This window comes from Stenotrophomonas sp. SAU14A_NAIMI4_5 (genome assembly GCF_003086795.1).
GTDB lineage: Bacteria > Pseudomonadota > Gammaproteobacteria > Xanthomonadales > Xanthomonadaceae > Stenotrophomonas.
In genome coordinates this window covers 1728065-1751740 of record NZ_CP026003.1, presented here as the reverse complement: position 1 = coordinate 1751740, position 23676 = coordinate 1728065, and the positions used below count along the sequence as shown (strand labels likewise).

General features: G+C 67.5%; 27 protein-coding genes. 3 read left to right on the top strand and 24 right to left on the bottom strand.

Features of this window, described 5'->3' with window-relative positions; all coding sequences use genetic code 11:
• Window positions 1-44: 44 nt before the first annotated feature.
• The 12 genes from recA to rlmE form a co-directional block, all read right to left on the bottom strand.
• Window positions 45-1082, bottom strand: a complete 1038-nt coding sequence (recA, locus tag C1925_RS08365; RefSeq protein WP_108768480.1) for a recombinase RecA — start codon at window positions 1080-1082, stop codon at window positions 45-47.
• A gap of 218 nt (window positions 1083-1300) precedes the next feature.
• Entirely contained in the window at window positions 1301-1936 is a 636-nt protein-coding gene (gene lexA / locus C1925_RS08360) for a transcriptional repressor LexA (protein ID WP_079221455.1), read from the bottom strand.
• Window positions 1937-2123: 187 nt separating this feature from the next.
• Entirely contained in the window at window positions 2124-3806 is a 1683-nt protein-coding gene (gene ubiB, locus C1925_RS08355) for a 2-polyprenylphenol 6-hydroxylase (protein WP_108768479.1), read from the bottom strand.
• 35 nt (window positions 3807-3841) lie between these two features.
• Window positions 3842-4342 carry a CinA family protein gene (locus C1925_RS08350; RefSeq protein ID WP_174213499.1) on the bottom strand — a complete coding sequence of 167 codons (501 nt, stop codon included), beginning with the start codon at window positions 4340-4342 and terminating at the stop codon, window positions 3842-3844.
• A 61-nt stretch (window positions 4343-4403) separates the two neighbouring features.
• On the bottom strand, window positions 4404-5711 hold the full coding sequence (locus tag C1925_RS08345; protein ID WP_108768477.1) for an MFS family transporter: 1308 nt from the start codon (window positions 5709-5711) through the stop codon (window positions 4404-4406).
• Between the two features lie 433 nt (window positions 5712-6144).
• Window positions 6145-7455 carry a ribosome rescue GTPase HflX gene (hflX, locus tag C1925_RS08340; RefSeq protein WP_108768476.1) on the bottom strand — a complete coding sequence of 437 codons (1311 nt, stop codon included), beginning with the start codon at window positions 7453-7455 and terminating at the stop codon, window positions 6145-6147.
• A gap of 14 nt (window positions 7456-7469) precedes the next feature.
• Complete coding sequence (hfq, locus tag C1925_RS08335; RefSeq protein WP_108768475.1) at window positions 7470-7748, bottom strand: RNA chaperone Hfq; 279 nt, start codon at window positions 7746-7748, stop codon at window positions 7470-7472.
• 96 nt (window positions 7749-7844) lie between these two features.
• On the bottom strand, window positions 7845-8798 hold the full coding sequence (gene miaA / locus C1925_RS08330) for a tRNA (adenosine(37)-N6)-dimethylallyltransferase MiaA (protein WP_108768474.1): 954 nt from the start codon (window positions 8796-8798) through the stop codon (window positions 7845-7847).
• Window positions 8798-9694, bottom strand: a complete 897-nt coding sequence (folP, locus tag C1925_RS08325; RefSeq protein WP_108768473.1) for a dihydropteroate synthase — start codon at window positions 9692-9694, stop codon at window positions 8798-8800. Before folP ends, miaA begins: the two co-directional genes overlap by 1 nt.
• 652 nt (window positions 9695-10346) lie before the next feature.
• Window positions 10347-10535 (bottom strand): hypothetical protein, encoded by a 189-nt coding sequence (locus C1925_RS08320; protein WP_108768472.1) that lies wholly within the window; start codon window positions 10533-10535, stop codon window positions 10347-10349.
• Between the two features lie 102 nt (window positions 10536-10637).
• Window positions 10638-12575, bottom strand: a complete 1938-nt coding sequence (gene ftsH / locus C1925_RS08315; RefSeq protein WP_174213498.1) for an ATP-dependent zinc metalloprotease FtsH — start codon at window positions 12573-12575, stop codon at window positions 10638-10640.
• A 65-nt stretch (window positions 12576-12640) separates the two neighbouring features.
• The gene (gene rlmE / locus C1925_RS08310) at window positions 12641-13273 is read right to left on the bottom strand and encodes a 23S rRNA (uridine(2552)-2'-O)-methyltransferase RlmE (RefSeq protein ID WP_008265654.1); all 633 of its coding nucleotides are present in this window, start codon (window positions 13271-13273) and stop codon (window positions 12641-12643) included.
• A 65-nt stretch (window positions 13274-13338) separates the two neighbouring features.
• On the opposite strand from rlmE, the gene yhbY reads away from it, so the two are divergent.
• Both yhbY and C1925_RS08300 read left to right on the top strand, forming a co-directional pair.
• Window positions 13339-13644, top strand: coding sequence for a ribosome assembly RNA-binding protein YhbY (gene yhbY, locus C1925_RS08305; protein ID WP_079221444.1), 306 nt, complete (start codon window positions 13339-13341; stop codon window positions 13642-13644).
• Window positions 13645-13657: 13 nt separating this feature from the next.
• The gene (locus C1925_RS08300) at window positions 13658-14032 is read left to right on the top strand and encodes an Mth938-like domain-containing protein (protein WP_108768470.1); all 375 of its coding nucleotides are present in this window, start codon (window positions 13658-13660) and stop codon (window positions 14030-14032) included.
• 159 nt (window positions 14033-14191) lie between these two features.
• Here C1925_RS08300 and C1925_RS08295 read toward each other — a convergent pair whose 3' ends face one another.
• Genes C1925_RS08295 through surE form a run of 4 tightly spaced genes read right to left on the bottom strand, consistent with a single transcriptional unit; the run spans window position 14192 to window position 17067 of the window.
• Window positions 14192-14983 (bottom strand): peptidoglycan DD-metalloendopeptidase family protein, encoded by a 792-nt coding sequence (locus tag C1925_RS08295; protein WP_108768469.1) that lies wholly within the window; start codon window positions 14981-14983, stop codon window positions 14192-14194.
• A complete protein-coding gene (locus tag C1925_RS08290; RefSeq protein WP_108768468.1) occupies window positions 14980-15594 on the bottom strand; it encodes a YqaA family protein in 615 nt (204 codons plus the stop codon). Before C1925_RS08290 ends, C1925_RS08295 begins: the two co-directional genes overlap by 4 nt.
• Window positions 15595-15613: 19 nt before the next feature.
• Window positions 15614-16291, bottom strand: coding sequence for a protein-L-isoaspartate(D-aspartate) O-methyltransferase (locus tag C1925_RS08285; protein WP_108768467.1), 678 nt, complete (start codon window positions 16289-16291; stop codon window positions 15614-15616).
• Window positions 16288-17067 carry a 5'/3'-nucleotidase SurE gene (surE, locus tag C1925_RS08280; protein WP_108768466.1) on the bottom strand — a complete coding sequence of 260 codons (780 nt, stop codon included), beginning with the start codon at window positions 17065-17067 and terminating at the stop codon, window positions 16288-16290. The genes C1925_RS08285 and surE overlap by 4 nt, the downstream gene beginning before the upstream one ends.
• 209 nt (window positions 17068-17276) lie before the next feature.
• Between surE and C1925_RS08275 the strand changes: the two genes are divergently transcribed.
• Window positions 17277-17816, top strand: a complete 540-nt coding sequence (locus C1925_RS08275) for a Smr/MutS family protein (protein WP_108768465.1) — start codon at window positions 17277-17279, stop codon at window positions 17814-17816.
• Between the two features lie 223 nt (window positions 17817-18039).
• Here C1925_RS08275 and truD read toward each other — a convergent pair whose 3' ends face one another.
• From truD to kdsA, 8 genes are all read right to left on the bottom strand, one after another.
• Window positions 18040-19071 carry a tRNA pseudouridine(13) synthase TruD gene (truD, locus tag C1925_RS08270; protein WP_108768464.1) on the bottom strand — a complete coding sequence of 344 codons (1032 nt, stop codon included), beginning with the start codon at window positions 19069-19071 and terminating at the stop codon, window positions 18040-18042.
• On the bottom strand, window positions 19068-19565 hold the full coding sequence (gene ispF / locus C1925_RS08265; protein ID WP_079221436.1) for a 2-C-methyl-D-erythritol 2,4-cyclodiphosphate synthase: 498 nt from the start codon (window positions 19563-19565) through the stop codon (window positions 19068-19070). Before ispF ends, truD begins: the two co-directional genes overlap by 4 nt.
• A gap of 34 nt (window positions 19566-19599) precedes the next feature.
• Window positions 19600-20298 (bottom strand): 2-C-methyl-D-erythritol 4-phosphate cytidylyltransferase, encoded by a 699-nt coding sequence (ispD, locus tag C1925_RS08260; protein WP_108768463.1) that lies wholly within the window; start codon window positions 20296-20298, stop codon window positions 19600-19602.
• Window positions 20295-20645 carry a cell division protein FtsB gene (gene ftsB / locus C1925_RS08255; RefSeq protein WP_079221434.1) on the bottom strand — a complete coding sequence of 117 codons (351 nt, stop codon included), beginning with the start codon at window positions 20643-20645 and terminating at the stop codon, window positions 20295-20297. Before ftsB ends, ispD begins: the two co-directional genes overlap by 4 nt.
• Window positions 20646-20649: 4 nt before the next feature.
• Window positions 20650-21942: a phosphopyruvate hydratase gene (gene eno, locus C1925_RS08250; RefSeq protein ID WP_108768462.1), complete on the bottom strand. Its 1293-nt coding sequence runs from the start codon at window positions 21940-21942 to the stop codon at window positions 20650-20652.
• Window positions 21943-22000: 58 nt separating this feature from the next.
• A complete protein-coding gene (locus tag C1925_RS08245) occupies window positions 22001-22393 on the bottom strand; it encodes a hypothetical protein (RefSeq protein WP_216821998.1) in 393 nt (130 codons plus the stop codon).
• Window positions 22394-22457: 64 nt separating this feature from the next.
• Window positions 22458-22814, bottom strand: a complete 357-nt coding sequence (locus C1925_RS08240) for a hypothetical protein (protein WP_108768461.1) — start codon at window positions 22812-22814, stop codon at window positions 22458-22460.
• Window positions 22811-23641 carry a 3-deoxy-8-phosphooctulonate synthase gene (kdsA, locus tag C1925_RS08235; RefSeq protein WP_079221430.1) on the bottom strand — a complete coding sequence of 277 codons (831 nt, stop codon included), beginning with the start codon at window positions 23639-23641 and terminating at the stop codon, window positions 22811-22813. Before kdsA ends, C1925_RS08240 begins: the two co-directional genes overlap by 4 nt.
• Between the last annotated feature and the right edge of the window lie 35 nt (window positions 23642-23676).

Genomic DNA, 23676 nt, shown 5'->3' with positions numbered 1-23676 from the left:
CAGGGCGACGTCACTGACGGCGCCGCCCTGCCCCACAGCAAGTCTTACTCGTCGTCGCCGTCGTCGTCGCCTTCCTCGCGGGCGGCTTCGGACGGCTGGAACTTCTCGCGCAGCTCGGCTTCGAGCTTGGCGGCAACGGTCGGGTTGTCGCGCAGGTAACCGCGGGCGTTGTCCTTGCCCTGGCCGATGCGCTCTTCACCGTAGCTGTACCAGGCACCGGCCTTCTCGACCAGCTTGGCTTCCACGCCCATGTCGATCAGCTCGCCTTCGCGGCTGATGCCTTCGCCGTACAGGATCTCGGTGATGACCTGCTTGAACGGGGGCGCCAGCTTGTTCTTGACGACCTTGATCTTGGTCTGGTTGCCGATGATCTCGTCGCCCTTCTTGATCGCGCCGATACGGCGGATGTCCAGGCGCACCGAGGCGTAGAACTTCAGCGCGTTGCCGCCGGTGGTCACTTCCGGGCTCTGGCCCGGCATCATCACGCCGATCTTCATGCGCAGCTGGTTGATGAAGACCACCAGGGTGTTGGAGCGCTTGATGTTGCCGGTCAGCTTGCGCAGGGCCTGGCTCATCAGGCGGGCCTGCAGGCCCGGCAGCTGGTCACCCATTTCGCCTTCGATTTCGGCCTTGGGGGTCAGCGCAGCGACCGAGTCGACCACCAGGATGTCCACCGAACCCGAACGGACCAGCATGTCGGCGATTTCCAGCGCCTGCTCACCGGTATCCGGCTGCGACAGCAGCAGGTCGTCCACGTTCACGCCCAGCTTGGCGGCGTAGATCGGGTCCAGCGCATGCTCGGCGTCGATGAAGGCAGCGGTGCCGCCCATCTTCTGGCATTCGGCGATGGCCTGCAGGGTCAGGGTGGTTTTGCCCGACGACTCCGGACCGTAGATTTCAACGACACGACCCTTCGGCAGACCGCCGATGCCCAGTGCGATGTCGAGCATCAGCGAGCCGGTCGGGATGGCTTCGACGGGTTCGACCACGCGGTCGCCCATGCGCATCACCGAGCCCTTGCCGAACTGCTTTTCGATCTGGCCCAGAGCAGCAGCCAATGCGCGCTTTTTGTTCTCGTCCATCGTGTTGCTCCTAGCAGAGGTCATGTCGTTGGGGGTGCTGTCTTTGGGGGTCTTCTTTGCCATGGGTTCACTTTAAGTCGGATGTATCGCACAGGCTGAGATTCTGCCCGGCGCTCAGAAAAGAATTATCGGACATCCGTACCAACCTCAGTGGAACCAGAGAATCGCCACAAAAGACCGCGGGGTAATGCTGGTGGAACAGGACTGCTGCCAGGGGCTCAGCGGTTGGGCCGCAGCAGGCCGCAGTACAGGCCCTCGATCGCGAAATCCTGGTCGGGCAGGACCTCGATCGGCTTGTAGTCGGGGTTGCGCGGCAACAGGCGGATGCGGTCCTTGGCGATCTTCAGCAGCTTGACGGTGATCTCGTCGTCGATGCGGGCCACCACGATCTGCCCGGAGTGGGCGTCGCGGGTGCGGTGCACGCCGATCAGGTCACCGTCGAAGATGCCCTCGTCGATCATCGAATCGCCCTGCACCTTCAGCAGGTAATCCGGCGCCGGCGAGAAGAACACCCGGTCCAGGACCACGAAATCGTCCGAACCGATGTCGGCGCCGATCGGCAGGCCGGCGGCGACACGGCCCAGCACCGGCAGGCGCAGGACGCTGTCGGGCAGGCCCGGCTCGGCCAGCTTCTCGATCGGCGGCGCCTGCACCAGGCGGATGCCGCGGGCCTGGCCGGGGATGCGACGGATCGCACCGGCCTGCTCGAGGGCCTCCAGGTGGTACTGGGCCGCGCGCACGCCCTTGAAGCCGAAGGCGCGGGCGATTTCAGTCTGCGACGGCGGTGCGCCTTCGCTCTCGATACGCTCGGCGATCAACTGCAGGATCGCCTGCTGGGTGTCGGTCAGGTCCATGGTTAGTAGTATTACTACTAACTGATGGGTGTGCAAGTGCCTGGGGCGGGTTCTGTAGTGCCGAGCCGATGCTCGGCAGATGGGGGATGCGCGAGCGCAGAGGAAAGAGCAGCCGACCAGCGGTCGGCTCTACAGGAATCGCGCAGCGATTCCGCGGTTCCCGGTGGGAACCGCTGCGGTAAGCACGTTACGCGTGCTTACCGCTTCTCCATATGGAAAACAGGATCCACACGCCGCAGAAGCCGGCGCCGACGAAGCCGCAGACGCCCAGCGCCAGCAGCCAGCGGCTGGAGATGCCGCCGACGCTGTGCATGACGATGGACGAGCCGATGATCAGCGCGGCGGTGACAATGCCCATCACCAGGCGGTTGGCGGCGCGGTTCACCTGGTCGCCGAAGCCCTGCAGCGCGCTGGTTTCCACCTTCAGCTGCAGGCGTCCGCGGCGCGCGGCCTGGACCAGTTTGCGCAGGTCGCGCGGCAGTTCGCCTGCGAAGTCGATCATGCCCAGCAGGCTGCGCCGGCCGCGCTTGAGCAGCGCACGCGGTGCGTAGCGCTGCAGCACCACCCGCTCCAGGAACGGGCGCGCGGCGCTGGCCATGTCGAAATCCGGGTCGAGCTGGCGGCCCATGCCCTCCAGGGTCAGGAACGCCTTGATCATCAGCGCTAGGTCGGCCGGCAAGGTCAGGCTGTAGCTGCGCAGCAGCTGGGTGATGTCGCCCAGCATCAGGCCGATGCGCAGGTCCTTCAGCGGCACGCCACGGTACTGGTCGACGAACTGGCTGATGTCGTGCTGCAGCCGGTTCTCATCGACTTCCACGCCACCGGCCCAGTCCAGCAGGACGTCGGCCACGCCCTGCGGGTCCTGTTCGACCAGGCCATGCAGCAGCTGTGCGACCTGGAAGCGGCGCACTTCGGACAGCGCACCGACCATGCCGAAATCGATCACGCCGATGCGGCCGTCGCGCAGGTAGATGATGTTGCCGGGGTGCGGATCGGCGTGGAAGCTGCCGTCCTCCAGCACCATCTTCAGCACGATGTCGGCACCGCGCCGGGCCAGCTCACGGCGGTCCAGCCCCGCCGCATCCACGCCGGCCAGATCGCGACCGGGAATGCCGTCGACGAAATCCTGGACGTTCAGGCTCTCGCAGGTCCACTGCCAGTGCACTTCGGGAATCAGGATGTCGTCGCGGCCCTGGAAATTACGGCTGATGCGCTCGGCGTTGCGGCATTCGGCGGCGAAATCCAGCTCGCGGCGCAGCGACACGGTGAACTGCTGGACCACTTCGGCCGGGCGGTAGCGGCGCAGGTCCGGCAGCCGCGCCTCGACGATCTCGGCCAGCCGCGCGAGCAGGCGCAGGTCGGCCTCCACCACGTCGCGGATGCCGGGGCGGCGCACCTTCAGCACCACCTCGCGGCCGTCATGCAGGCGCGCGCGATGGGCCTGGGCCAGCGAGGCGGCGGCCATCGGGGTTTCATCGAGGAAGGCGAACACCTGCGACGGCGACGCGCCCAGGTCGGATTCCAGCTGCTCGCGGATGGCCGCGTACGGCAGCGCCGGTACCGCGTTCTGCAGTTCGGACAGCTCGGAAATCCATTCCGGCGGCAGCAGGTCGACGCGGGTGGCCAGCACCTGGCCCAGCTTGACGAAGGTCGGGCCGAGATCCTGCAGGGCACTGCGCACGCGCACCGGTGCGGTCATGCGCAGCATCTGCTGGCTTTCCTCGTTCCAGTGCAGCAGGCGGCCCGCGCGCTCAAGCACGGTGGCCAGGCCGATGCGCCGGACCACGTCGCCGAAGCCGTATCGGATCAGGACGGCCGCGATTTCCTGCAGCCGGCCCAGGTCACGGACGGTACCCAGCGTCTCCCACATCGATGCCTACTCCGGTTCCATACCGGGCCAGCATGTCACAGCTGGGCGTCGATGCCGTGCAATGCCGCTGCCACGGTCTGCCGCCGTATGGCTTCGCGGTCGCCGTCGAACTGGAACAGCTCGGCGCGGGCATAGCCGCCGCGGCGCTTCCAGCCGATCCAGACGCTGCCCACCGGCTTGTCCGGGCTGCCGCCGCCGGGCCCGGCGATGCCGGTCACCGCCACCGCGATCCCTGCACCGGAATTGATCAGCGCGCCGGACACCATTTCCAGCACGGCCTCGCGGCTGACCGCGCCGAACTGTTCCAGGGTCTGCGCGCGCACGCCCAGCAGGCGCTGCTTGGCTTCATAGCTGTAGACCACCATGCCGCAGTCGAAGAACGCCGAGGAGCCGGCGATATCGGTCATGCACTTGGCGATCCAGCCACCGCTGCAGCTTTCGGCGGTGACCAGTTGCAGCGCGGCCTGCTGCAGGCGCTGCCCAAGCGCGGCGGCCTGGGCATGGAGATCGGCGTCGGAGGGGAAGGACATCGGCATGGATCGAGGTAGCAACGGTCATCTTGTACCGCAGATCGGCAGCGCTGTCCTCCCCTTCCCCTCAGTGGTCATGGTGCAGGTAACGGGCCTGGCGCGGCAGGCGCAGGCTGACCAGGAAGGCCACCACCATCATCACCGTGACGTACCAGAAGAACAGCTGCTCATGGCCCAGGCTCTTCAGGCCCAGCGCGGCGTACTCGGCGCTGCCGCCGAAGATCGCGTTGCCGATGGCGTACGCCAGGCCGACGCCGAGCGCGCGCACCTGCGGCGGGAACATCTCCGCCTTCACGATGCCGGAGATGGAGGTGTAGAAGCTGACGATGGCCAGCGCCAGCACGATCAAGCCGAACGCTGCCCACGGGCTGCTGACGTGCTGCAGGGTGATCAGGATCGGCACGGTGGTGAGCGCGCCCAGCGCACCGAACAGCATCATGCTGGTGCGGCGGCCGATGCGGTCGGACAGCATGCCGAACAGCGGCTGCATGCACATGTAGAGGAACAGCGCGCCGGTCATCACGTAGCTGGCGGTCTTGATCGGCAGGTGCACCGTGTTGACCAGGAACTTCTGCATGTAGGTGGTGAAGGTGTAGAAGATCAGCGAGCCGCCGGCGGTATAGCCGAGCACGGTGAAGAAGGCGGCCTTGTGGTCACGGAACAGCGCGGACAGGCTGCCGGCGTCCTTGTCATCGCGGTCGGCCTCGCTCTGCGTTTCATGCAGGGTACGGCGCAGCAGCAGCGCGACCACGGCGGCGACGGCGCCGAGCACGAACGGGATGCGCCAGCCCCAAGCGCGGATTTCCGCCTCGCTCAGCAGCGCTTCCATGATGACGATGACCAGCACCGCCAGCAGCTGGCCACCGATGAGGGTGACGTACTGGAAAGACGAGAAGAAGCCGCGCTGGCCACGCAGGGCGACCTCGCTCATGTAGGTGGCGGTGGTGCCGTACTCGCCGCCGACCGACAGGCCCTGGATGAGCCGGGCGACCAGCAGCAGGACCGGGGCCATCGCGCCGATGGTGGCGTAGGTCGGCAGGCAGGCGACCATCAGCGAGCCACCGCACATCATGCTGACCGAGATCAGCAGCGATTTCTTGCGACCAAGGCGATCAGCGATGCGGCCGAACAGCCAGCCGCCGATGGGCCGCATCAGGAAGCCGGCGGCGAACACGCCTGCCGTGTTGAGCAGCTGCACGGTCGGGTTGGAGGCGGGGAAGAACGCGCCGGCGAAGTAGATGGCGCAGAAGGCGTAGACGTAGAAGTCGAACCATTCCACCAGGTTGCCGGACGAGGCCGACATGATGGCGAACACGCGGTGGCGTTTCTCCGCCGCGGTGTACTGGGGGAGTGCGTCGGGGCTGACGTGGGACATGGAAGGGACTCCGGGGTGCCGTGGGGGCAGACCTTCGGATCATCCGCCCGGCGGGCGTGAGGGGGTGTGCACTATCGGGCGGCTGGAGTGCGGTAATCGGCCGGGAGTGCGATATGGAGTGTTCCAGCAGGGCTTGCAGCCCTGCACCCGCAAAAGCGGTAGTGCCGGCCGCTGGCCGGCACCTTCAGAAGCAAAAGCCTGCATTCCGAGGGATGGCGGGGTGGGTCCGGTCGAGGGGGACGCCGTAAACCCGTCCATGGGGGCTTGGTCGCGGCATCCATGCCGCTCACACCCCCTCAACCGGACCCACCCCGCCTTCGACAGTTTCCCGCGATCTGTCGGAACCTGCTGCTGATGGTGGGTGCCGACCGTTGGTCGGCACGGGGTCAGATCCCTTTGCGCAGCAAAGAGCTCTGACCCCACCCGTCGTGGTTTACCACTCCGGCAATTTTTCCGGCAGCAGGGCGCGGATCGGGCCGCCGTCGGGGCTGGCGGCCAGCTTCTCGGCTTCGGCGATCGGGATGTCGACCTGCAGCAGCCAGCCGTCTTCGTCGGCCGCTTCGCTGCGGATCACTTCCAGCTGGTGCAGGCGCGCGCGCAGGCGGCCGGCGCTGGGCGGCAGACGCAGTTCGCCGCTGACGTGCTGCAGGCCCAGGCGCTTGCCCAGCACGCTCTGCAGCAGTTCCAGACCTTCGCCGTCACGGGCCGAGATCCAGACCCGCTCGCGGCGCGAGGGATCAGGGATACCGTCCTGGCCGTCGTGGCGCACTTCGGCACCCTCGATGCGGTCGATCTTGTTGAACACCAGCAGCTGCGGCAGGTCACCGGCACCGACGGCGGTCAGGACCTCGTCGACCTGGGCGATGCGCTCCTCGCGGTGCGGATCGGCGGCGTCGACCAGGTGCAGCAGGAAATCGGCCTCGCGCGCTTCGGACAGGGTCGAGCGGAACGCGGCGACCAGGTCATGCGGCAGATCGCGCACGAAGCCCACGGTATCGGCCAGCACCACGCTGCCGCCGGGCACGGCGATGCGGCGCACCGTCGGGTCCAGGGTGGCGAACAGCTGGTCGGCGGCGTAAGCCTCGGCACCGGTCAGCGCATTGAACAGGGTCGACTTGCCGGCATTGGTATAGCCAACCAGGGCCACGCGCGGCAGCTCGCTGCGCAGGCGTGCGCGGCGCATCTGGGTGCGCTGCGTTTCAACCTTTTCCAGCCGCTTCTGCAGCTGCTCCACCCGCTTCTGCAGCAGGCGGCGGTCGGTTTCCAGCTGGGTTTCACCCGGGCCGCGCAGGCCGATCGAACCGCCGCGCTGACGCTCAAGGTGGGTCCAGCCGCGCACCAGCCGCGTGGCCAGGTGGCGCAGCTGCGCCAGCTCGACCTGCAGCTTGCCTTCGTGGCTGTGCGCACGCTGGGCGAAGATGTCCAGGATCAGGCCGGTACGGTCGATCACCCGGCGCTCCAGGAACCGTTCCAGGTTGCGTTCCTGGCCCGGGCTCAGCGAATGGTTGACCAGGATCAGGTCCGCGCCGGTTGCGTCAGCCGCAGCCTTGATCTCGTCCAGCTTGCCGCTGCCGATCAGGGTCGACGGGTTGGGACGGTCCAGGCGCGCGGTGATGGTGGCGGCGATGCTGGCCCCTGCCGAGCGGGCCAGATCACCGAACTCTTCCAGCACGTCTTCTTCCAGCTTGCCGAAATGGGGCTGGATCAACAGGGCGTTTTCGCCCTTTTTCGAGCGGTCAAACATTCACCGCTCCGGAATTACTCGTCTGCTTCATCACCCGCCTGTCCATCAGTTTCACCTGACTGCACGTAGCCACCACCCGGCCCGACCTTCACGTTACGCGCCGGCACCACGGTGGAAATGGCGTGCTTGTAGACCATCTGGCTGACGGTGTTGCGCAGCAGGACCACGAACTGATCGAACGATTCGATCGTGCCCTGCAGCTTGATGCCGTTGACCAGGTACACCGAAACCGGCACGCGTTCGCGCCGCAGTGCGTTCAAGAAAGGATCCTGCAGCGATTGCCCCTTGGACATTGCTAACTCCTGATTATTGTTCTTATTGGGTTGCCGGCGGATGCCCGGCCCCCCGAGCCGCCCGCCGACCCATGATGGTACACGGCCGGCGGCGGTTCAGCGTGCGACGAAGGTCGACACCGCGCCGGACAGGCGCTCGTGGTCGATATGGGGATCGAACCAGCGGGCATCAAGCTCGCCACGCAGCCAGGTCAGCTGGCGCTTGGCCAGCTGCCGGGTGGCGAAAATGGCCTTGTCACGGAAGCGGGCGGCGTCGCCCTGCCCGTCGAGGAATTCCCAGGCCTGGCGGTAGCCGACCGCGCGCACCGCCGGCAGGTCCAGCGGCGCGGGCACGGCCGCCATCTGCGACAGGGCCCGCAGGGCGCGCACCTCGTCCAGAAAGCCCTGCCCCAGCATGGCGTCGAAGCGGGCCTCGATGCGCTGGTGCAGCACGGCCCGGTCGCGCGGGGCCAGGATCAGTTTCAGGGTCCGCACCGGCAACGGCGCCACGCCGGGGCGGCGCTGCCATTCAGTGATCGGGGTGCCGGTCAGCCGGTAGACCTCCAGCGCCCGCTGGATGCGCTGCGGGTCGGTGGCGTGGATGCGGGCAGCGGCGGCCGGGTCGACCTGCGCCAGCTCGGCATGCAGGGCGGCCCAACCGCGTTCGGCGGCCTCGGCACTGAGCATCTCGCGCATTGCCGGGTCGGCCTCGGGCATCGGCGAGAGTCCCTGCAGCAGGGCACGGAAATACAGCCCGGTGCCGCCAGCCAGGATCGGGGTCTTGCCGCGGGCGACGATGTCGGCCACCACGCGGCCGGCATCAGCGGCGAACTCGGCCGCCGAATAGGTCTGCCAGGGATCGCGCAGATCCAGCAGGTGATGCGGTGCCTGCGCACGCTCGGCGGCGTCGGGCTTGGCCGAACCGATGTCCAGGCCACGGTAAACCAGCGCCGAATCGACGCTGACGATCTCGCCGTCCAACTCCTGGGCCAGGCGGATCGCCGTGGCGGTCTTGCCACTGGCGGTCGGGCCCATCACCGCGATCGCCAGCGGACGCTGGTCGACAGCCATCAGTCTTCGTCCGGCCAGCGGATCGACGGGGCAGCATCGACGCGGGGTGCGGGCACCGCGTCCACGGCCTCCCAGATCTTCAGGGCATCGACCGTGGCGGCCACGTCATGCACGCGCACGATGCGGGCGCCGCGCTGCACGGCGATCAGGTGCGCCGCCACCGACGCGGCCACGCGCTCGGTCGCCACCTCGCGGCCGGTCAGCTCGCCCAGGCTGCGCTTGCGCGACAGGCCGGCCAGCATCGGCACGCCCAGCTCGAGGAAGCGCTCGGAACGGGCCAGCAGGGTCATGTTGTGCGCGGTGGTCTTGCCGAAGCCGAAGCCCAGGTCGATCAGCAGATTCTTTTTGGCGATGCAGGCCATTTCGGCAGCAAACAGGCGCTGCACGAGGAAACCGTGGACCTCGGCGACCACGTCGTCGTAATGAGGGTCGGCCTGCATGTGGCCGGGCTCGCCCTGCATGTGCATCAGCACCACCGGCACCCCGGTATCGGCGGCCGCCTCCAGCGCGCCTTCCTGACGCAGGCCGAAGATGTCGTTGATCATGCCAGCGCCGGACGCCACGGACGCGCGCATCACCTCCGGCTTGAAGGTGTCGATGCTGATCGGCACGGTGGTGCGCGCAGCAAGCTGTTCGATCACCGGCAGCACGCGCTGCAGTTCTTCTTCCACCGACACCGGCGCGGCACCCGGGCGGGTCGACTCGCCGCCGATATCGAGCAGGTCGGCGCCCTCCTCCACCAGCTTCAGGCCATGGGCCACGGCGGCGTCGGTGCTGTCGTGGGCGCCACCATCGGAGAACGAATCCGGGGTGACGTTGACGATGCCCATGACCCGGGCACGGTCCAGGCGCAGGATGCGGCCGGCGCAGTCGAGCTGGGGGGAGATATCGAACATGGGCAATCCTGCGGGCAACGGCGGCTAGTTTAGTGCGGCAGGGCTGCGCCCTGCACCCGCAGAGGCAACTTCAACGTCAACGTCAAAAGCCGAAGCAACAGCAACGGCGGGCTATCCGTGGGTTGGCGAGGTGGGTCCGGTTGCGGGGGACGCTGCAAGTACGTCCATGTAAGCTCGGTCGCCGCATCCATGCGGCTCACGCCCCCTCAACCGGACCCACCCCGCCTTCGACAGACTTCCGCGATCTGTCGGGGCACGGGGTCGGATCCCGTTGCTGCGCAACGGGCTCTGATCCCAGATGGATTTCGATATCTGACAGATGTGTCGACCAAGGTCGACACCTACCAACAGCCGCGCGTCCCAGTAGATCCACGCCATGCGTGGATGAATTCATTCGATATCCGACAGATGTGCCGACCAACGGTCGGCACCCACCAACAGCAGGTTCCAACAGCCGCGGGGATCAGTCAGAGGTGGGGCGGTGTGGGTGGGCAGGACCGTTGGCGCCATGGATGGCGCCATCGAGCCCCCATGGATGGGTTTACGGCGTGTCCTGCCCACCCACACCGCCCCGCCATCCCACGGAATGCAGGCTTCTGACGTTGACGTTGACGTTGCTTCTGCAGGGCGCAGCCCTGCCAAGAGAAAACCCTCAACGCTGCCGGCGGCGCTTCCGGTCCACGTACAGCGTCTTGATGATGCTCAGCAGGATGCCGACAGCGATGCCGACACCGCAGCCCAGCAGCAGGTTGTCCACGCTCAGGCCCACGGCGACACCGACGATGGTCGCGATGACCATTTCAACGGTATGGGAGATCGGTTGCGGCGGGGGAACGGACATGCAGGCTCCAGCGTAAGGCGGTGAATTCAATCGGGCCTCGCGGCCCGGAAACAACGAGGCCGGGTTTCCCCGGCCTCGTCTGCGATCAGCAATGGCGGGCCGTCAGTGCGACTCGGCCGGGCCGGCGATCGGCGGCAGCGGACGAGCATCGCCGCCCTTGTCGTTGCCACCACCGTCCTTGTTGGACTTGTTCCAGCCCGCCGGCGGCGGCGGATCGCGGCCTTCCATGATGGCGTCGATCTGCGGCGCGTCGATGGTCTCGTACTGCAGCAGCAGCTGCGACATCGCGTGCAGCTTGTCCAGGTTGGCCGTCATCAGCTCGGTGGTGCGTGCGTAGGCCTCGTCGAGGATGTTGCGCACTTCCTCGTCGATGCGGCGCGCGGTGTCGTTGGACACGCTCTTGTGCTGGGTGACCGAACGGCCCAGGAACACCTCGTCATCCTCTTCGCCATAGGCGATCGGGCCGAGCTGATCCGACAGACCCCACTTGGTGACCATGTTGCGGGCCATCTTGGTGGCGCGCTCGATGTCGTTGGACGCACCGGTGGTGACCTTGTCGGCGCCGAAGATCAGCTCTTCGGCCACACGACCGCCGTACAGCGAGCACAGCTGCGACTTGATCGCCACGCGGTTCATCGAGTACTTGTCGCCTTCCGGCAGGTACATGGTCACACCCAGCGCACGACCGCGCGGAATGATCGTGACCTTGTAGACCGGATCATGCTCGGGCACCAGGCGGCCGACGATGGCGTGGCCTGCCTCGTGGTAGGCGGTCAGGGTCTTCTCTTCCTCGCTCATGGCCATCGAGCGGCGCTCGGCACCCATCAGGATCTTGTCGCGGGCACGGTCGAAGTGGTCCATGCGGACTTCCTTCTCGTTGCCACGTGCGGCGAACAGGGCGGCCTCGTTGCAGAGGTTGGCCAGGTCTGCACCGGAGAAGCCCGGGGTACCACGCGCGATCACCATCGGCTCGACGTCGTCGGCCAGCGGCAGCTTGCGCATGTGCACCTTCAGGATGTGCTCGCGGCCCTTCACGTCCGGCAGGCCGACCACGACCTGGCGGTCGAAACGGCCCGGGCGCAGCAGCGCCGGGTCCAGCACGTCCGGACGGTTGGTCGCGGCGATGACGATCACGCCCTCACCACCCTCGAAGCCGTCCATTTCGACCAGCAGCTGGTTCAGGGTCTGCTCGCGCTCGTCATGACCGCCGCCCAGGCCGGCACCACGGTGGCGACCGACGGCGTCGATTTCGTCGATGAAGATGATGCACGGCGCGTGCTTCTTGGCCTGCTCGAACATGTCGCGGACGCGGCTGGCGCCGACGCCGACGAACATTTCCACGAAGTCCGAACCGGAGATCGAGAAGAACGGCACCTTGGCTTCGCCGGCGATGGCCTTGGCCAGCAGCGTCTTGCCGGTACCCGGCGGGCCCACCATCAGCACGCCGCGCGGGATCTTGCCGCCCAGCTTGGTGAACTTGGACGGGTCGCGCAGGAAGTCGACCAGTTCGCCCACTTCTTCCTTGGCCTCGTCGCAGCCGGCGACATCGGCGAAGGTGACCTTGATCTGGTCCTCGCCCTGCAGCTTGGCGCGCGACTTGCCGAAGGACATCGCGCCCTTGGCACCGCCGCCACCGCCCTGCATCTGGCGCATGATGAACAGCCAGAAGCCGATGATCAGGATGACCGGCAGGAAGTTCATCAGGATGGCCGCGAAGGAAATGCCGCTGGACGGCTCTTCCTGCACGATGTCCACGTTCTTGGTGCGCAGCACGTTTATCAGGTCGCGATCAGCCGGCGCGGCGATGGTGGCCGTCTGGCCGCCACGGGTGGTGTAGGTGAGCTGGTTGGTCAGGCCGCGCGAATCGCCACCGAAGGTGACCTTCTGCACGTTGCCGCTGTCCACCTGGTCCAGGAACTGCGAATACGTCGCGCCCTGCGCCCCGGCCCCGGAGGACTTGGGCGAGAAGCTCTGGAAGACCACCATCAGCACGACGGCGACGACCACCCATAGCAGGAGGTTCTTGGTCAAGTCGTTCATCCTCATTGGCTCCGGCGTTCCTCTTAGTGCGGGTCTTGCGTTGGGGTCGAGCGTACTCGGCGAGCTTACTTCATGTGGGCGCGTTTTCCCTGTCCCAAGGCATACACCTCGGGCGAGCGCTTGCGCGATGCTTCCGGCTTGCGGATGGAGACCTTGTCGTACCGGCGGCGCATCTCGCGCACGTAGTCGTCAAAGCCTTCACCCTGGAACAGCTTGATCAGGAACGCCCCACCGGTCTTGAGGTGGTTGTCGGCGAAGTCCAGCGCAAGCTCGGCCAGGTGCATCATCCGCGGCTGGTCGACCGCACCCACCCCACTCTTATTGGGGGCCATGTCCGACAGCACAAGGTCTACCGGCTGATCCCCGAGCATGGCTTCAAACTGCGATAGGACGGTTTCTTCCCTGAAGTCACCGTGAAGGAACTCCACGCCGGCCAGCGGCGGCATGTCCAGGATGTCCAGCGCGAGCACGCGGCCGGTGTCGCCAATCTGTCTACGGACCTGCTGAGACCAGCCGCCCGGGGCCGCGCCGAGGTCGACGACCACCATGTGCGGCTTCAGCAGGCGGTCACGTTCGAGGAGCTCCTCGAGCTTGTAGGCCGCGCGCGAGCGCATGCCTTCGGCCTGCGCCTTCTTCACGAAGGGGTCGGAGAAGTGTTCCTTGAGCCAGCGCTGGCTGCTTTTGCTACGGGTGGCCATTGGAAATAGGGGCTGATGGGGTCGTCATGATACCCTGATCGTCCCATTCAACCCCCTTTTCCTGCATGTCCATCGCACTGACCGCCTCCCAGACCCGTTTCCTGCGCGGCCACGCCCACGACCTCAAGGCCCTGCTGCAGACCGGCGGCAAGGGCATCACGCCGGCCTTCATCGCCGAGCTGAACGAAGTCCTGGAGCGCCACGAACTGGTCAAGGTGAAGGTTGCCGCCGAGGACCGCGACGCCCGTGACGCGATGATCGCCGAGATCGTCGAAGCCACCGAGGCGGCGCTGGTGCAGCGCATCGGCCACGTTGCCGTGCTGTACCGCCCGAGCAAGGAACAGCGCCAGATCGTGCTGCCGCGCGGCTGATCGCCCTGCCCCCATGCAGCTGAACCACGAACCGCCCGATTACGCCTACAGCCTGCGCGCTGCCGACGGCCGCTCGGCCAAGGTCAACGACCAGGTACTGGGGCAGAGCTTCTTCCTGACCCCCGACCAGCTGGTCGCGCAGTGGCCGGTGCGCCAGGCCGCGGACCTGCAGCTGGCCGACATCGAAGCGATTCTTGCGCTGAATCCGGCGCTGATCGTCCTGGGCACCGGCGACCGCCAGGTGTTTCCGCCGGCCGCGGTGATGGCCGCCTGCCTGTCGCGTGGCATCGGCCTGGAAGTGATGAACAACCCGGCCGCCGCGCGCACGTTCAACATCCTTGCCGGCGAAGGCCGCAAGGTCGCCGCCGCCTTCATTCTGGAAGGTTGACGCAGGAGCCGCCGGGCATGGCCCGGCGCTACCCTGGATTGCAGGCTGTCTGCAGCGCCCGAGCTGATGCTTGGGCGTTTTCGTTTGCACGCGAAGAGCAGCCGGGCATGGGCTCGGCTCTACAGGTGAAGCCGCCGGGCATGGCCCGGCGCTACCTCATCAACGTGCCGGCAGGTATTGCTGCGGGTCGACCGGCTTGCCGTTGTAGCGAATCTCGAAGTGCAGCATGTCGCGGTTCGCACCGGTGCGGCCCATCTCGGCGATCTGCTCGCCCGCCTTGACGTTCTGGCCTTCGTTGACCAGGCGCTTGCGGTTGTGGCCATAGGCCGACAGCCACTGGTCGCTGTGCTTGATGATGATCAGCTCACCGTAGCCGACCAGGCCGGCACCGGAATACACCACCACGCCGTTGGCGGTGGCGCGCACGGCGGCGCCGCTGGTGCCGGCGATGTCCACGCCCTGCTTGGTCGCGTCACCGGCCACGTAGCGGCCGACGATCGCGCCATCGGCCGGCCAGCGCCAGTCGATGTTGCTCTTCACCGGCCCTACCGGGGCCGTCGCCACCGGCGCAGGCGCCGGGGTGGTCGTGCCTGCGCTGCCGCGCGGCGGGGTCACCACCGTGGTCGGCGCGCGACCGCCGGTGGCACCGGCCGGGTACAGGCGGATGACCTGGCCCGGATAGATCTGCGACGGGTTGTCCAGGCGGTTCCAGGCGATCAGGTCGGCCGGAGTGATGTCATGGATGCGGGCCAGCGCATAGATCGTGTCGCCCTTGCGCACGACCACGGTCTGCCCGGGCTTGGGCACCGAGGCCTTCGGCGTGCTGACAGTGCTGCCACCGCTGCTGCCGCCGGGGCGGACGACGGTGGCGGTGCCACAGGCGGCCAGGGTGGATACCAGCAACGCCAGCGCGCCGACGCGCACTCCCTTGCTCAGACGATCTGCACTCATGCGAACTTCGACCTCCATACAAGCCAGGCAACCAGCCCCACCACCAGTACGGTGGCGATCCAGCCCAGCGGTTCAATCCAGCGACGCAGCGCCGCTTCGGCACGCGCACCGCCGATGCGGATGACCGCAGCCAGCACGTACACGCGCTTGCCGCGGCCGATCAACATGCTCAGCAGGTACTGTGGCATCGGCACGCCGACGATACCCGAAGCCCACGTGAAGACCTTCATCGGGATGGGCATGAAGCCGCCCAGCACCAGGAAGGTGAACACCGCCCACGGCGACTCGGCCATCTTGGCCTGCACCGTGGCGATGCCCTGCTCGATGGCCGGCAGCATGCCCAGCGCCTCGAACAGCGGCTTGATCGCTTCGAACGCGAAATGACCCAGCGCGTAGCCGACCACCGCGCCGACCATGGAGCCGGCAAGGCTGAGCGTGGCGAACCACCAGCCGCGCTTGGGCTGGGCCACGCACATCGGCGCCAGCATCACTTCCGGCATGACCGGGAAGATGATGGCTTCGAAGAAACTCAATACCGTCAGGTAGGTCGGCGCGCGTTCGTGCGCCGCCCACTTCATCGCCCGCTCGTACAGCGGCCCGAAAATCTTCATGCAACCCTGCTCCGTGGATTCAATCGAGCATGCCAGACAGCAGCGGCACGAACGTGACCGGTGCCAGCACGCGTTGTTCGATGCTGCCGTCTTCCCTGCGGTCCAGCTGCACCAGCGACTGCCCGCCCGGCCCACCGACCGGCGCCACCAGGCGCCCACCGACCGCCAGCTGCTCGACCAGGGCATCGACCAGGGCCGGTGCCGCGGCAGTGACCACCACCGCATCGAAGGGACCGTGTTCGGCCCAGCCGACCCGGCCGTCGTCATGCTTGGTGCGGATGTTCATGCCCAGCGCGCGGAAGCGCTTGCGCGCCTGGCGCAGCAGATCGCCGATGCGCTCGACGGTGTAGACCTCCAGGCCCACGGCGCCGAGCACGGCGGCCTGGTAGCCCGAACCGGTGCCCACTTCCAGCACCTTCTTCGGCGCGACCTGCAGCACCGCTTCGGTCATCCGCGCCACCACCCACGGCTGCGAGATGGTCTGGCCATGGCCGATCGGCAGCGCGGTGTCTTCGTAGGCGCGCGAGGCCAGCGCCTCGTCGATGAACAGATGGCGCGGCACCACCCGGATCGCGTTCAGCGTGGACTCGTCGACGATGCCGGCTTCGCGCAGGCGGTCGACCAGGCGGTCGCGCACGCGCTGCGAAGTCATGCCGATGCCGACCGCTTCCGGTTGCAGGCGCAGGCGCGGGCTCATGCCGGCTGGTCCAGCGCGGCGCTGAGGCCGCCGACCCAGCTGGCCACCTTCTCCAGTGCCTGGTAGCGGGTCAGGTCGACCTGGATCGGGGTGATCGAGATATGGCCGGTGCGCACCGCATGGAAATCGGTGCCGGGGCCGGAATCCTGCTCGCGGCCGGCCGGGCCGATCCAGTACACCTCGTTGCCGCGCGGGTCCTTCTGCGCGATGCAGCCTTCGGCGCGATGGCGGTTGCCCAGGCGGGTCACTTCGAAGCCCTTGACCTCATTCCACGGCAGGTCGGGCACGTTGACGTTGAGGATGGTGTCGGCCGGCAGCGGATCGGCCTTCAGCCGGGCGACGATCTCCACCGCGGCACGCGCGGCGGTCTCGAAGTGCTTCGGGTCGTGGTTGCGGGTGACCAGCGACACGGCCACCGCCGGCAGGCCGAGGAAGCGACCTTCCATCGCCGCCGAGACGGTGCCCGAGTAGATGACGTCATCGCCAAGGTTGGCGGCGTTGTTGATGCCGGAAACGACAATGTCAGGTTCGAATTCGAGCAGGCCGGTCAGCGCCAGGTGCACGCAGTCGGTCGGGGTACCGGCCACCGAGACGGTGTAGTGGTCGATGCGCTTGAGCCGGATCGGCAGGTCCAGCGTCAACGAATTGCTGGCACCGGAACGATCGCGGTCGGGTGCGACCACCGTCACTTCATGGCCGGCCTCGCGCAGCACGGCGGCAAGCATCCGGATGCCTGCGGCGTCGACGCCATCATCGTTACTGACCAGGATGCGCATCTTCGATTTAACCGCTTGATTTTCCAAGAATTCGATTCCGTCACCTTGTCGCGTGGGCGGGACCGGCCGCGCCCCTCTCGGGAACCGGCGATCGCGCAAGTGCGTCGGGTATTGTGCCGCAAGCGGGCCGCCGGTCCTACCCTGCCAGTGGTGATGCGCGTCATCGAATCGACATAGGCAGACCCGCGCGGGCGGTTTACCCTGTGCGCATGTCGCACCCTGAAGATGAAGATCCGGCCGCCCTGTTCCGCTCGGCCATCGGCGAAGTGAAGCCGCTGCGCAAGGAGGTCGAGCCGGCACCGTCCGCGCCGAAACCGAAGCCACGCGCACGCATGGCCGAACGCGACGAAGCCGAGGCCGCGGGCGAGTTCGCCCGCCTGCTGCGCGACAGCAGCCCGCTGGAAGCCGGCGACACCGCCAGCTACCGCCGCGACAACCTGCCGCCGCGGATGTTCCAGCGCCTGAAGCGCGGCCAGTATTCGGTACAGGACGAGCTGGACCTGCACGGCGCCACCGCCGCGCAGGCCGAAACGCTGCTGCGCCAGTTCCTGCTGGAAGCGCACGCGCACGAGTACGGCTGCGTGCGCATCATCCACGGCAAGGGCCTGCAGTCCGATGGCGGCGCGCCGGTGTTGAAGAACCTGGTCGACCGCCTGCTGCGGCTGCGCAACGACGTGCTCGCGTTCCACTCGGCACCGACCGGCCAGGGCGGCACTGGCGCAGTGCTGGTGCTGCTGGCACGGCGCTGATCGCCTCATCCACGCATGGCGTGGATCTACGACCCCGCGGCCCTCATCCACGCATGGCGTGGATCTACGACCCGGCGGCCCTCATCCACGCATGGCGTGGATCTACGATTCCTCGCGGCGTCCCTCATCCACGCATGGCGTGGATCTACCACCCACCGCGTGGATCCATGCGATGCCGCAGTAGATCCACGCCATGCGTGGATACCCCCACCCCACCCGCCCGTCAGGCCTGCGAGGCGTCTTCGACGGGGCCGAGCTCGTGCAGCACGGCCGTGGCGTAGCAGCCCGGCGGCAGGGCGAACGACAGCTCCAGCACGTCAGCCGCCAACCACTGGTGCTGCAGCAGGGCCGGACGCAGGCGCAGCGCGCGGCGCTCCTGTTTGAGGCGCGCGCCCTCCAGGCCGGTACGCAGGGCCTGCGATTCCTCATCGTCCAGCGCGGCCAGTTCCAGCGCGCGGGCGGTGTCGGTGCTGCGCAGCTCGCCCTCGCCCCACAGCGGCGCGCTGGGGTGGATGTCGAAGCGGGCCAGGCGTTCGGCCAGCACATCGGTGTACGGCTCTGGGCCGAACACGCTGCGGCTGCCGTCGAGCATCCACACCTCGCCGTCCAGCGGCTGGTCCCAGCTGCCCTGCTCCACGCGCGCGGCCAGCACGCGATTGAACAGCGCCGAGCGGGCAGCCGACAGCAGCAGCGAACGCTGGTCCTGGCGCATGCGCCGGCCACCGAACATCGCCAGCGCGGCCGGCACGTTGCCACCGTCGCGACCGAAACGCTGTTCGCCGAACCAGTTCGGCAGGCCGCGCGTGGCGATCTGCTGCAGGCGCTCATCGATGGCCGCGGCATCGCCCTGCACGTCGCGCAGCACCAGCTTGAAACGGTTGCCGGCCAGCGCACCGCGCTGCAGTTTGCGGTTGTGCCAGGTCGCCTCGAGCACTTCGATCTCGTCGCTGGCCAGCGTGGCCAGGTCCGGGGCGATGCGCTTGGGCAGGTGCACGCTGAAACGCTGGGTGGTGACCGCGTTGCGGTCCTTCATGCCGGCGTAGCTGACGCCCATTTCCGGCAGGCCGGCCCACTTCGCCAGCACCTTGGCCACGTGCACCGTGTTGGCGCCGCGCTTGCGGATGTGCAGCAGCAGGTGCTCGCCCTCACCGGTGGCTTCGAAGGCCGGCAGTTCGTCGACCTGGAAATCCTCCGGCGTGGTGCGGATGCGCGCGTTCAGCAGCGGCGCGCCAAAGGCCAGCGGCAACGGAATCATGCCGCCACCAGCAGGACCACGGCCTGCGCGGCGATGCCCTCGCCACGGCCGGTGAAGCCGAGCTTCTCCGAGGTGGTGGCCTTGACGCTGACCGCGTCCAGCGGCAGCTGCAGCAGGCCGCCGATGCGTTCGCGCATGGCCAGCGCATGCGGGCCGACCTTGGGCCGCTCGCAGATGACGGTGATGTCGGTGTTGCCGACGCGCCAGCCGCGTTCGCGCAGCAGGCTGTCGCAATGGCGGACGAAATCACTGCTGTCGGCGCCCTTCCAGCGGTCGTCGCTGGGCGGGAAGTGCTGGCCGATATCGCCCAGCGCGATGGCGCCGAGCATGGCATCGCACAGCGCGTGCAGGATGACGTCGCCATCGCTGTGGGCCAGCACGCCGCAGCTGTGCGCCACGCGGATGCCGCCGAGCATGATGTGGTCGCCTTCACCGAAGGCATGGACGTCGTAGCCCTGGCCGATGCGGACGGGCGGGAACGGAGCGGTGCTCATGGATGCAACCCTTGCAGCAGGGCCGCGCGGGCGATCAGCCGGCGCGGCGGGAAAGTACGAATTCGAAACGGTCGAGGTCGGCCGGCGTGGTGACCTTGAAATTGTCCTCGCTGCCTTCCACCAGCAGCGGACGCTGGCCCTGGCGCTCCATGGCCATGGCATCGTCGGTGACGTCGACACCGCTGGCGGCCGCAGCGGCCAGCGCGCGGATGAGCTGGTGGCGACGGAACAGCTGCGGGGTCAGCGCGCGCCACAGGCGCTCGCGCGGTTCGGTGCCATCGATGCCACCATCGTCGCCGGCACGCTTGAGGGTATCGCGCACGGGTGCGGCAAGGATCGCGCCGACCGGATCGGCACGCCCCACTTCCAGCAGGCGACCGAGGTCAGCCAGCGACAGGTTGGGCCGCGCGGCATCGTGCACCAGCACGAACTCGTCGGCACGCACACTGTCCGGCAGGGCCTGCAGACCGGCCAGCACCGAGGCGGCGCGGGTCGCACCACCGATGCAGGTCAGCACCGGCTTGCCTGACCACTCGGTCCAGCCCGGCCAATCCGCATCGTCCTCGCCGATGACCACCATCGCCCCGGCCACCGCCGGGTGCGCCAGCAGCGCACCCAGGGTGTGGGCGAGCAGGATCTGCCCGCCCGCCTGCAGGTACTGCTTGGGCAGCGGCGCGCCGAAACGGGTGCCGCGACCGGCAGCCGGGACGACCGCCCAGATGGCCGCGCTCACGGCACGTCCGCCGGGTGGTCGCCGACCTGCGCCGCGACCGGTGCAGCCTGCGCCGGACGAACCGGCGCATCCTCCACCACGCGGTAGAACTTCTCGCCGGGCTTGATCATGCCCAGCTCGCTGCGCGCGCGTTCTTCGATGGCGGCCTGGCCTTCCTTGAGGTCCTTCACTTCAGCAGCCAGCGCATCGTTGCGCTGCTGCAGACCTTCATTGTCCCGTTCCTGGTTGGCGACCTGGGCTTCGAGCATCATCACTTCACCCGAATTGCCCGGGCCGAACCAGAAACGGTACTGCAGCCATGCCAGCAGCAGGGCCAGCAGCAACAGCAGCCAGCGCCAGTCGCGCATGGGCTCAGCGCTTCAGCGACACGAACGCGTCACGACCGGCGTAACGCGCGCTGGCGCCGAGGGCTTCCTCGATGCGCAGCAGCTGGTTGTACTTGGCCACGCGATCGCTGCGGCACAGCGAACCGGTCTTGATCTGGGTGGCGGTGGTGGCCACCGAGATGTCGGCGATGGTGGTGTCTTCGGTTTCGCCCGAACGGTGCGAGACCACGGCGGCGTAGCCGGCACGGTCGGCCATGGCGATCGCTTCCAGGGTTTCGCTCAGGGTGCCGATCTGGTTGACCTTGATCAGGATCGCGTTGGCGGTGCCCGAGTCGATGCCTTCCTGGAAGATCTTCGGGTTGGTGACGAACAGATCGTCGCCCACCAGCTGCACCTTCTTGCCGATGCGGTCGGTCAGCAGCTTCCAGCCGGCCCAGTCGTTCTCGGCCAGGCCGTCTTCGATCGTGATGATCGGGTACTGCGCGGCCCAGTCGGCGAGGAAGTCGACGAACTGCTCGGAGGTCAGGCGCTTGTTCTCGCCCACCAGGTTGTACTTGCCGTTCTCGAAGAATTCGCTGGAGGCCACGTCCAGGCCCAGCAGCACGTCTTCACCGGCGGTGTAGCCAGCCTTGCCGATGGCTTCGAGGATGGTGTCCAGCGCTTCGACGTTGCTGCGGAAGTCCGGCGCGAAGCCGCCTTCGTCGCCCACGGCGGTGCTCAGGCCGTGGCTCTTCAGCACGGACTTCAGCGAATGGAAGATTTCGGTGCCGGCACGCAGGGCTTCGGAGAACGAGGTGAAGCCCACCGGCAGCACCATGAATTCCTGGAAGTCGACGTTGTTGTCGGCGTGGGCGCCGCCGTTGATGATGTTCATCATCGGCACCGGCAGCGACGGGGTCGCACCGGTCTTGGCGGCCAGGTACTGCCACAGGGCCTGCTTGCTGGAGGCGGCGGCGGCATGTGCGGCGGCCATCGACACGGCCAGCAGCGCGTTGGCGCCCAGGCGGCCCTTGTTCTCGGTGCCGTCCAGATCGATCAGGCGACGATCCAGGCCGGCCTGGTCGACGGCTTCGAAGTCCTTCAGTGCGTTGGCGATGGCGCCGTTGACGTTCTCAACGGCCTTGCGCACGCCCTTGCCCAGGTAACGGGTCTTGTCGCCGTCACGCAGCTCGACCGCTTCCTTGGTGCCGGTCGAGGCGCCGGAGGGAACCGCGGCGCGACCGAACGAACCGTCCTCCAGGATGACTTCGGCTTCCAGCGTGGGGTTGCCACGGCTGTCGAGGATTTCACGGGCGTGGATGCTGCGGATCGTACTCATGAGCGGACCGGTTACCTGTCTGGAGGAGGGAATGCGACAAATGTGAAATGCCGCGTGATTATCCCCGGCTGCCCGCCGCTTGCCAAATGGTGTCGTCGGCCACGACCGGATCGGCCCCCTGCACCAGCAGCGGCACCGCGATCAGCAGGCCGAGCAGCGCCAGCAGCAACGCCGCCACCGCAGCCATGCCACGGCCACGCTGCGTGCGCCAGGCCAGTACCGAGGCCACGCCGCTGCCGAGCGCGGACAGCGCCAGCACGGCCATCGCCAGCATCAGGAGCCACTGCTTCGAGGCCAGCGCGTGGTTGCCGTCGCCCGGCATGCCGATCGCAGACAGGAAAACCATGAGCCCTGCCCCCAGGGCGGCCCAGGCGAGCATGGCAAGACCCAGCGCGCAGGCGCCCCAGGGCCAGGGTCGGCGCGACACGCGCGCGGAAGAGGTCAGGCTCATCGGGAGCACGCTCGTCATCTGAATGGGTACCGCATGAATGGGCGCAGGGGCCACGGACGAAACATCACAGCTGGGCAAGCAGCGTCCATGCCAGCAGGATGGAAGGCACGACCAGCAGCACCGCGGCCAGCGCAGCGGCGACGCGCGCGCGTTGCAGCCGCCAGCCCAGCACGGTGCTTGCGGTACTGGCCGCATACATCACGACAGCCGCGCAGAAGGCAACCTTGAACATCATGGCCTGCCAGTGCGGGGCCGCACCATCGCCCGGCATGCGCATGCCGGCAGCGCCCAGCAGCACGGCGTAGCCGAATGCCGCCCAGGTGAGCAGGCCCAGCGCCAGCGCCAGCCAGCCCCACGGCCAGCGGCGCCAATGCCGCCGGCGACGCTGGGCTTCCAGCGCCGCCCACGGGTCAAGACTCACGCAAAGCGCGAGAAACCGTGCTTCTTGGTCACCGCGTCGAGCTCCATCAGGGTCTCGAGCAGGGCTTCCATCTGGTCCAGCGGCCACGCGTTCGGGCCATCGGACAGTGCCTTGGAAGGATCCGGATGGGTCTCGGCAAACAGGCCGGAGATGCCCACTGCCACCGCCGCGCGTGCCAGCACCGGCACGTGTTCGCGCTGGCCACCGGAACTGGTGCCCTGCCCGCCCGGCAGCTGCACCGAATGGGTGGCATCGAACACCACCGGGCAGCCGGTATCACGCATCACCGCCAGCGAACGCATGTCGCTGACCAGGTTGTTGTAGCCGAAGCTGGCGCCACGCTCGCAGACCATGATCTGCTCGTTGCCGGTGGACTTGGCCTTCTCGACGACCGGCTTCATGTCCCACGGTGCCAGGAACTGGCCCTTCTTGATGTTGACCGGCTTGCCGGCCGCGCACACCTTGCGGATGAAATCGGTCTGGCGGACCAGGAACGCCGGGGTCTGCAGCACGTCCACCACCGAGGCCACTTCGTCCATCGGGGTGTATTCGTGCACGTCGGTCAGCACCGGCACGCCGATCTGCTTCTTCACTTCGGCCAGCACCTTCAGGCCCTCTTCCATGCCCGGGCCGCGGAAGGCGGTGCCCGAAGTACGGTTGGCCTTGTCGAAGCTCGACTTGAAGATGAAGTTGACGCCGAGGCGATCGGTGATCTCCTTCAGCTTGCCGGCGGTATCGAGCTGCAACTGCATCGACTCGATCACGCAGGGGCCGGCGATCAGGAACAGGGGCTGGTCCAGCCCGACCTCGAATCCACACAGTTTCATGGCGTTTCCTTGTTGTCCGCTACGCCGGCAGGACC

Bases quoted from the DNA above. Each gene is read 5' to 3' on its own strand.
- lexA (WP_079221455.1), bottom strand. From the start codon at position 1,936: ATGGACCTGACCGACACCCAGCAGGCGATCCTGCAGTTGATCGCCGAG.
- hfq (WP_108768475.1), bottom strand. From the start codon at position 7,748: ATGTCCAAGGGGCAATCGCTGCAGGATCCTTTCTTGAACGCACTGCGG.
- C1925_RS08345 (WP_108768477.1), bottom strand. From the start codon at position 5,711: ATGTCCCACGTCAGCCCCGACGCACTCCCCCAGTACACCGCGGCGGAG.
- ubiB (WP_108768479.1), bottom strand. From the start codon at position 3,806: ATGTGGGAGACGCTGGGTACCGTCCGTGACCTGGGCCGGCTGCAGGAA.
- C1925_RS08295 (WP_108768469.1), bottom strand. From the start codon at position 14,983: ATGAGTGCAGATCGTCTGAGCAAGGGAGTGCGCGTCGGCGCGCTGGCG.
- C1925_RS08320 (WP_108768472.1), bottom strand. From the start codon at position 10,535: ATGTCCGTTCCCCCGCCGCAACCGATCTCCCATACCGTTGAAATGGTC.
- ispF (WP_079221436.1), bottom strand. From the start codon at position 19,565: ATGAGCACCGCTCCGTTCCCGCCCGTCCGCATCGGCCAGGGCTACGAC.
- C1925_RS08285 (WP_108768467.1), bottom strand. From the start codon at position 16,291: ATGAGCCCGCGCCTGCGCCTGCAACCGGAAGCGGTCGGCATCGGCATG.
- surE (WP_108768466.1), bottom strand. From the start codon at position 17,067: ATGCGCATCCTGGTCAGTAACGATGATGGCGTCGACGCCGCAGGCATC.
- hflX (WP_108768476.1), bottom strand. From the start codon at position 7,455: ATGTTTGACCGCTCGAAAAAGGGCGAAAACGCCCTGTTGATCCAGCCC.
- C1925_RS08300 (WP_108768470.1), top strand. From the start codon at position 13,658: ATGCAGCTGAACCACGAACCGCCCGATTACGCCTACAGCCTGCGCGCT.
- ftsH (WP_174213498.1), bottom strand. From the start codon at position 12,575: ATGAACGACTTGACCAAGAACCTCCTGCTATGGGTGGTCGTCGCCGTC.
- C1925_RS08245 (WP_216821998.1), bottom strand. From the start codon at position 22,393: ATGAGCCTGACCTCTTCCGCGCGCGTGTCGCGCCGACCCTGGCCCTGG.
- truD (WP_108768464.1), bottom strand. From the start codon at position 19,071: ATGATTCCGTTGCCGCTGGCCTTTGGCGCGCCGCTGCTGAACGCGCGC.
- recA (WP_108768480.1), bottom strand. From the start codon at position 1,082: ATGGACGAGAACAAAAAGCGCGCATTGGCTGCTGCTCTGGGCCAGATC.
- kdsA (WP_079221430.1), bottom strand. From the start codon at position 23,641: ATGAAACTGTGTGGATTCGAGGTCGGGCTGGACCAGCCCCTGTTCCTG.
- yhbY (WP_079221444.1), top strand. From the start codon at position 13,339: ATGTCCATCGCACTGACCGCCTCCCAGACCCGTTTCCTGCGCGGCCAC.
- C1925_RS08275 (WP_108768465.1), top strand. From the start codon at position 17,277: ATGTCGCACCCTGAAGATGAAGATCCGGCCGCCCTGTTCCGCTCGGCC.
- folP (WP_108768473.1), bottom strand. From the start codon at position 9,694: ATGTTCGATATCTCCCCCCAGCTCGACTGCGCCGGCCGCATCCTGCGC.
- eno (WP_108768462.1), bottom strand. From the start codon at position 21,942: ATGAGTACGATCCGCAGCATCCACGCCCGTGAAATCCTCGACAGCCGT.
- C1925_RS08350 (WP_174213499.1), bottom strand. From the start codon at position 4,342: ATGCCGATGTCCTTCCCCTCCGACGCCGATCTCCATGCCCAGGCCGCC.
- ftsB (WP_079221434.1), bottom strand. From the start codon at position 20,645: ATGCGCGACTGGCGCTGGCTGCTGTTGCTGCTGGCCCTGCTGCTGGCA.
- rlmE (WP_008265654.1), bottom strand. From the start codon at position 13,273: ATGGCCACCCGTAGCAAAAGCAGCCAGCGCTGGCTCAAGGAACACTTC.
- miaA (WP_108768474.1), bottom strand. From the start codon at position 8,798: ATGGCTGTCGACCAGCGTCCGCTGGCGATCGCGGTGATGGGCCCGACC.
- C1925_RS08290 (WP_108768468.1), bottom strand. From the start codon at position 15,594: ATGAAGATTTTCGGGCCGCTGTACGAGCGGGCGATGAAGTGGGCGGCG.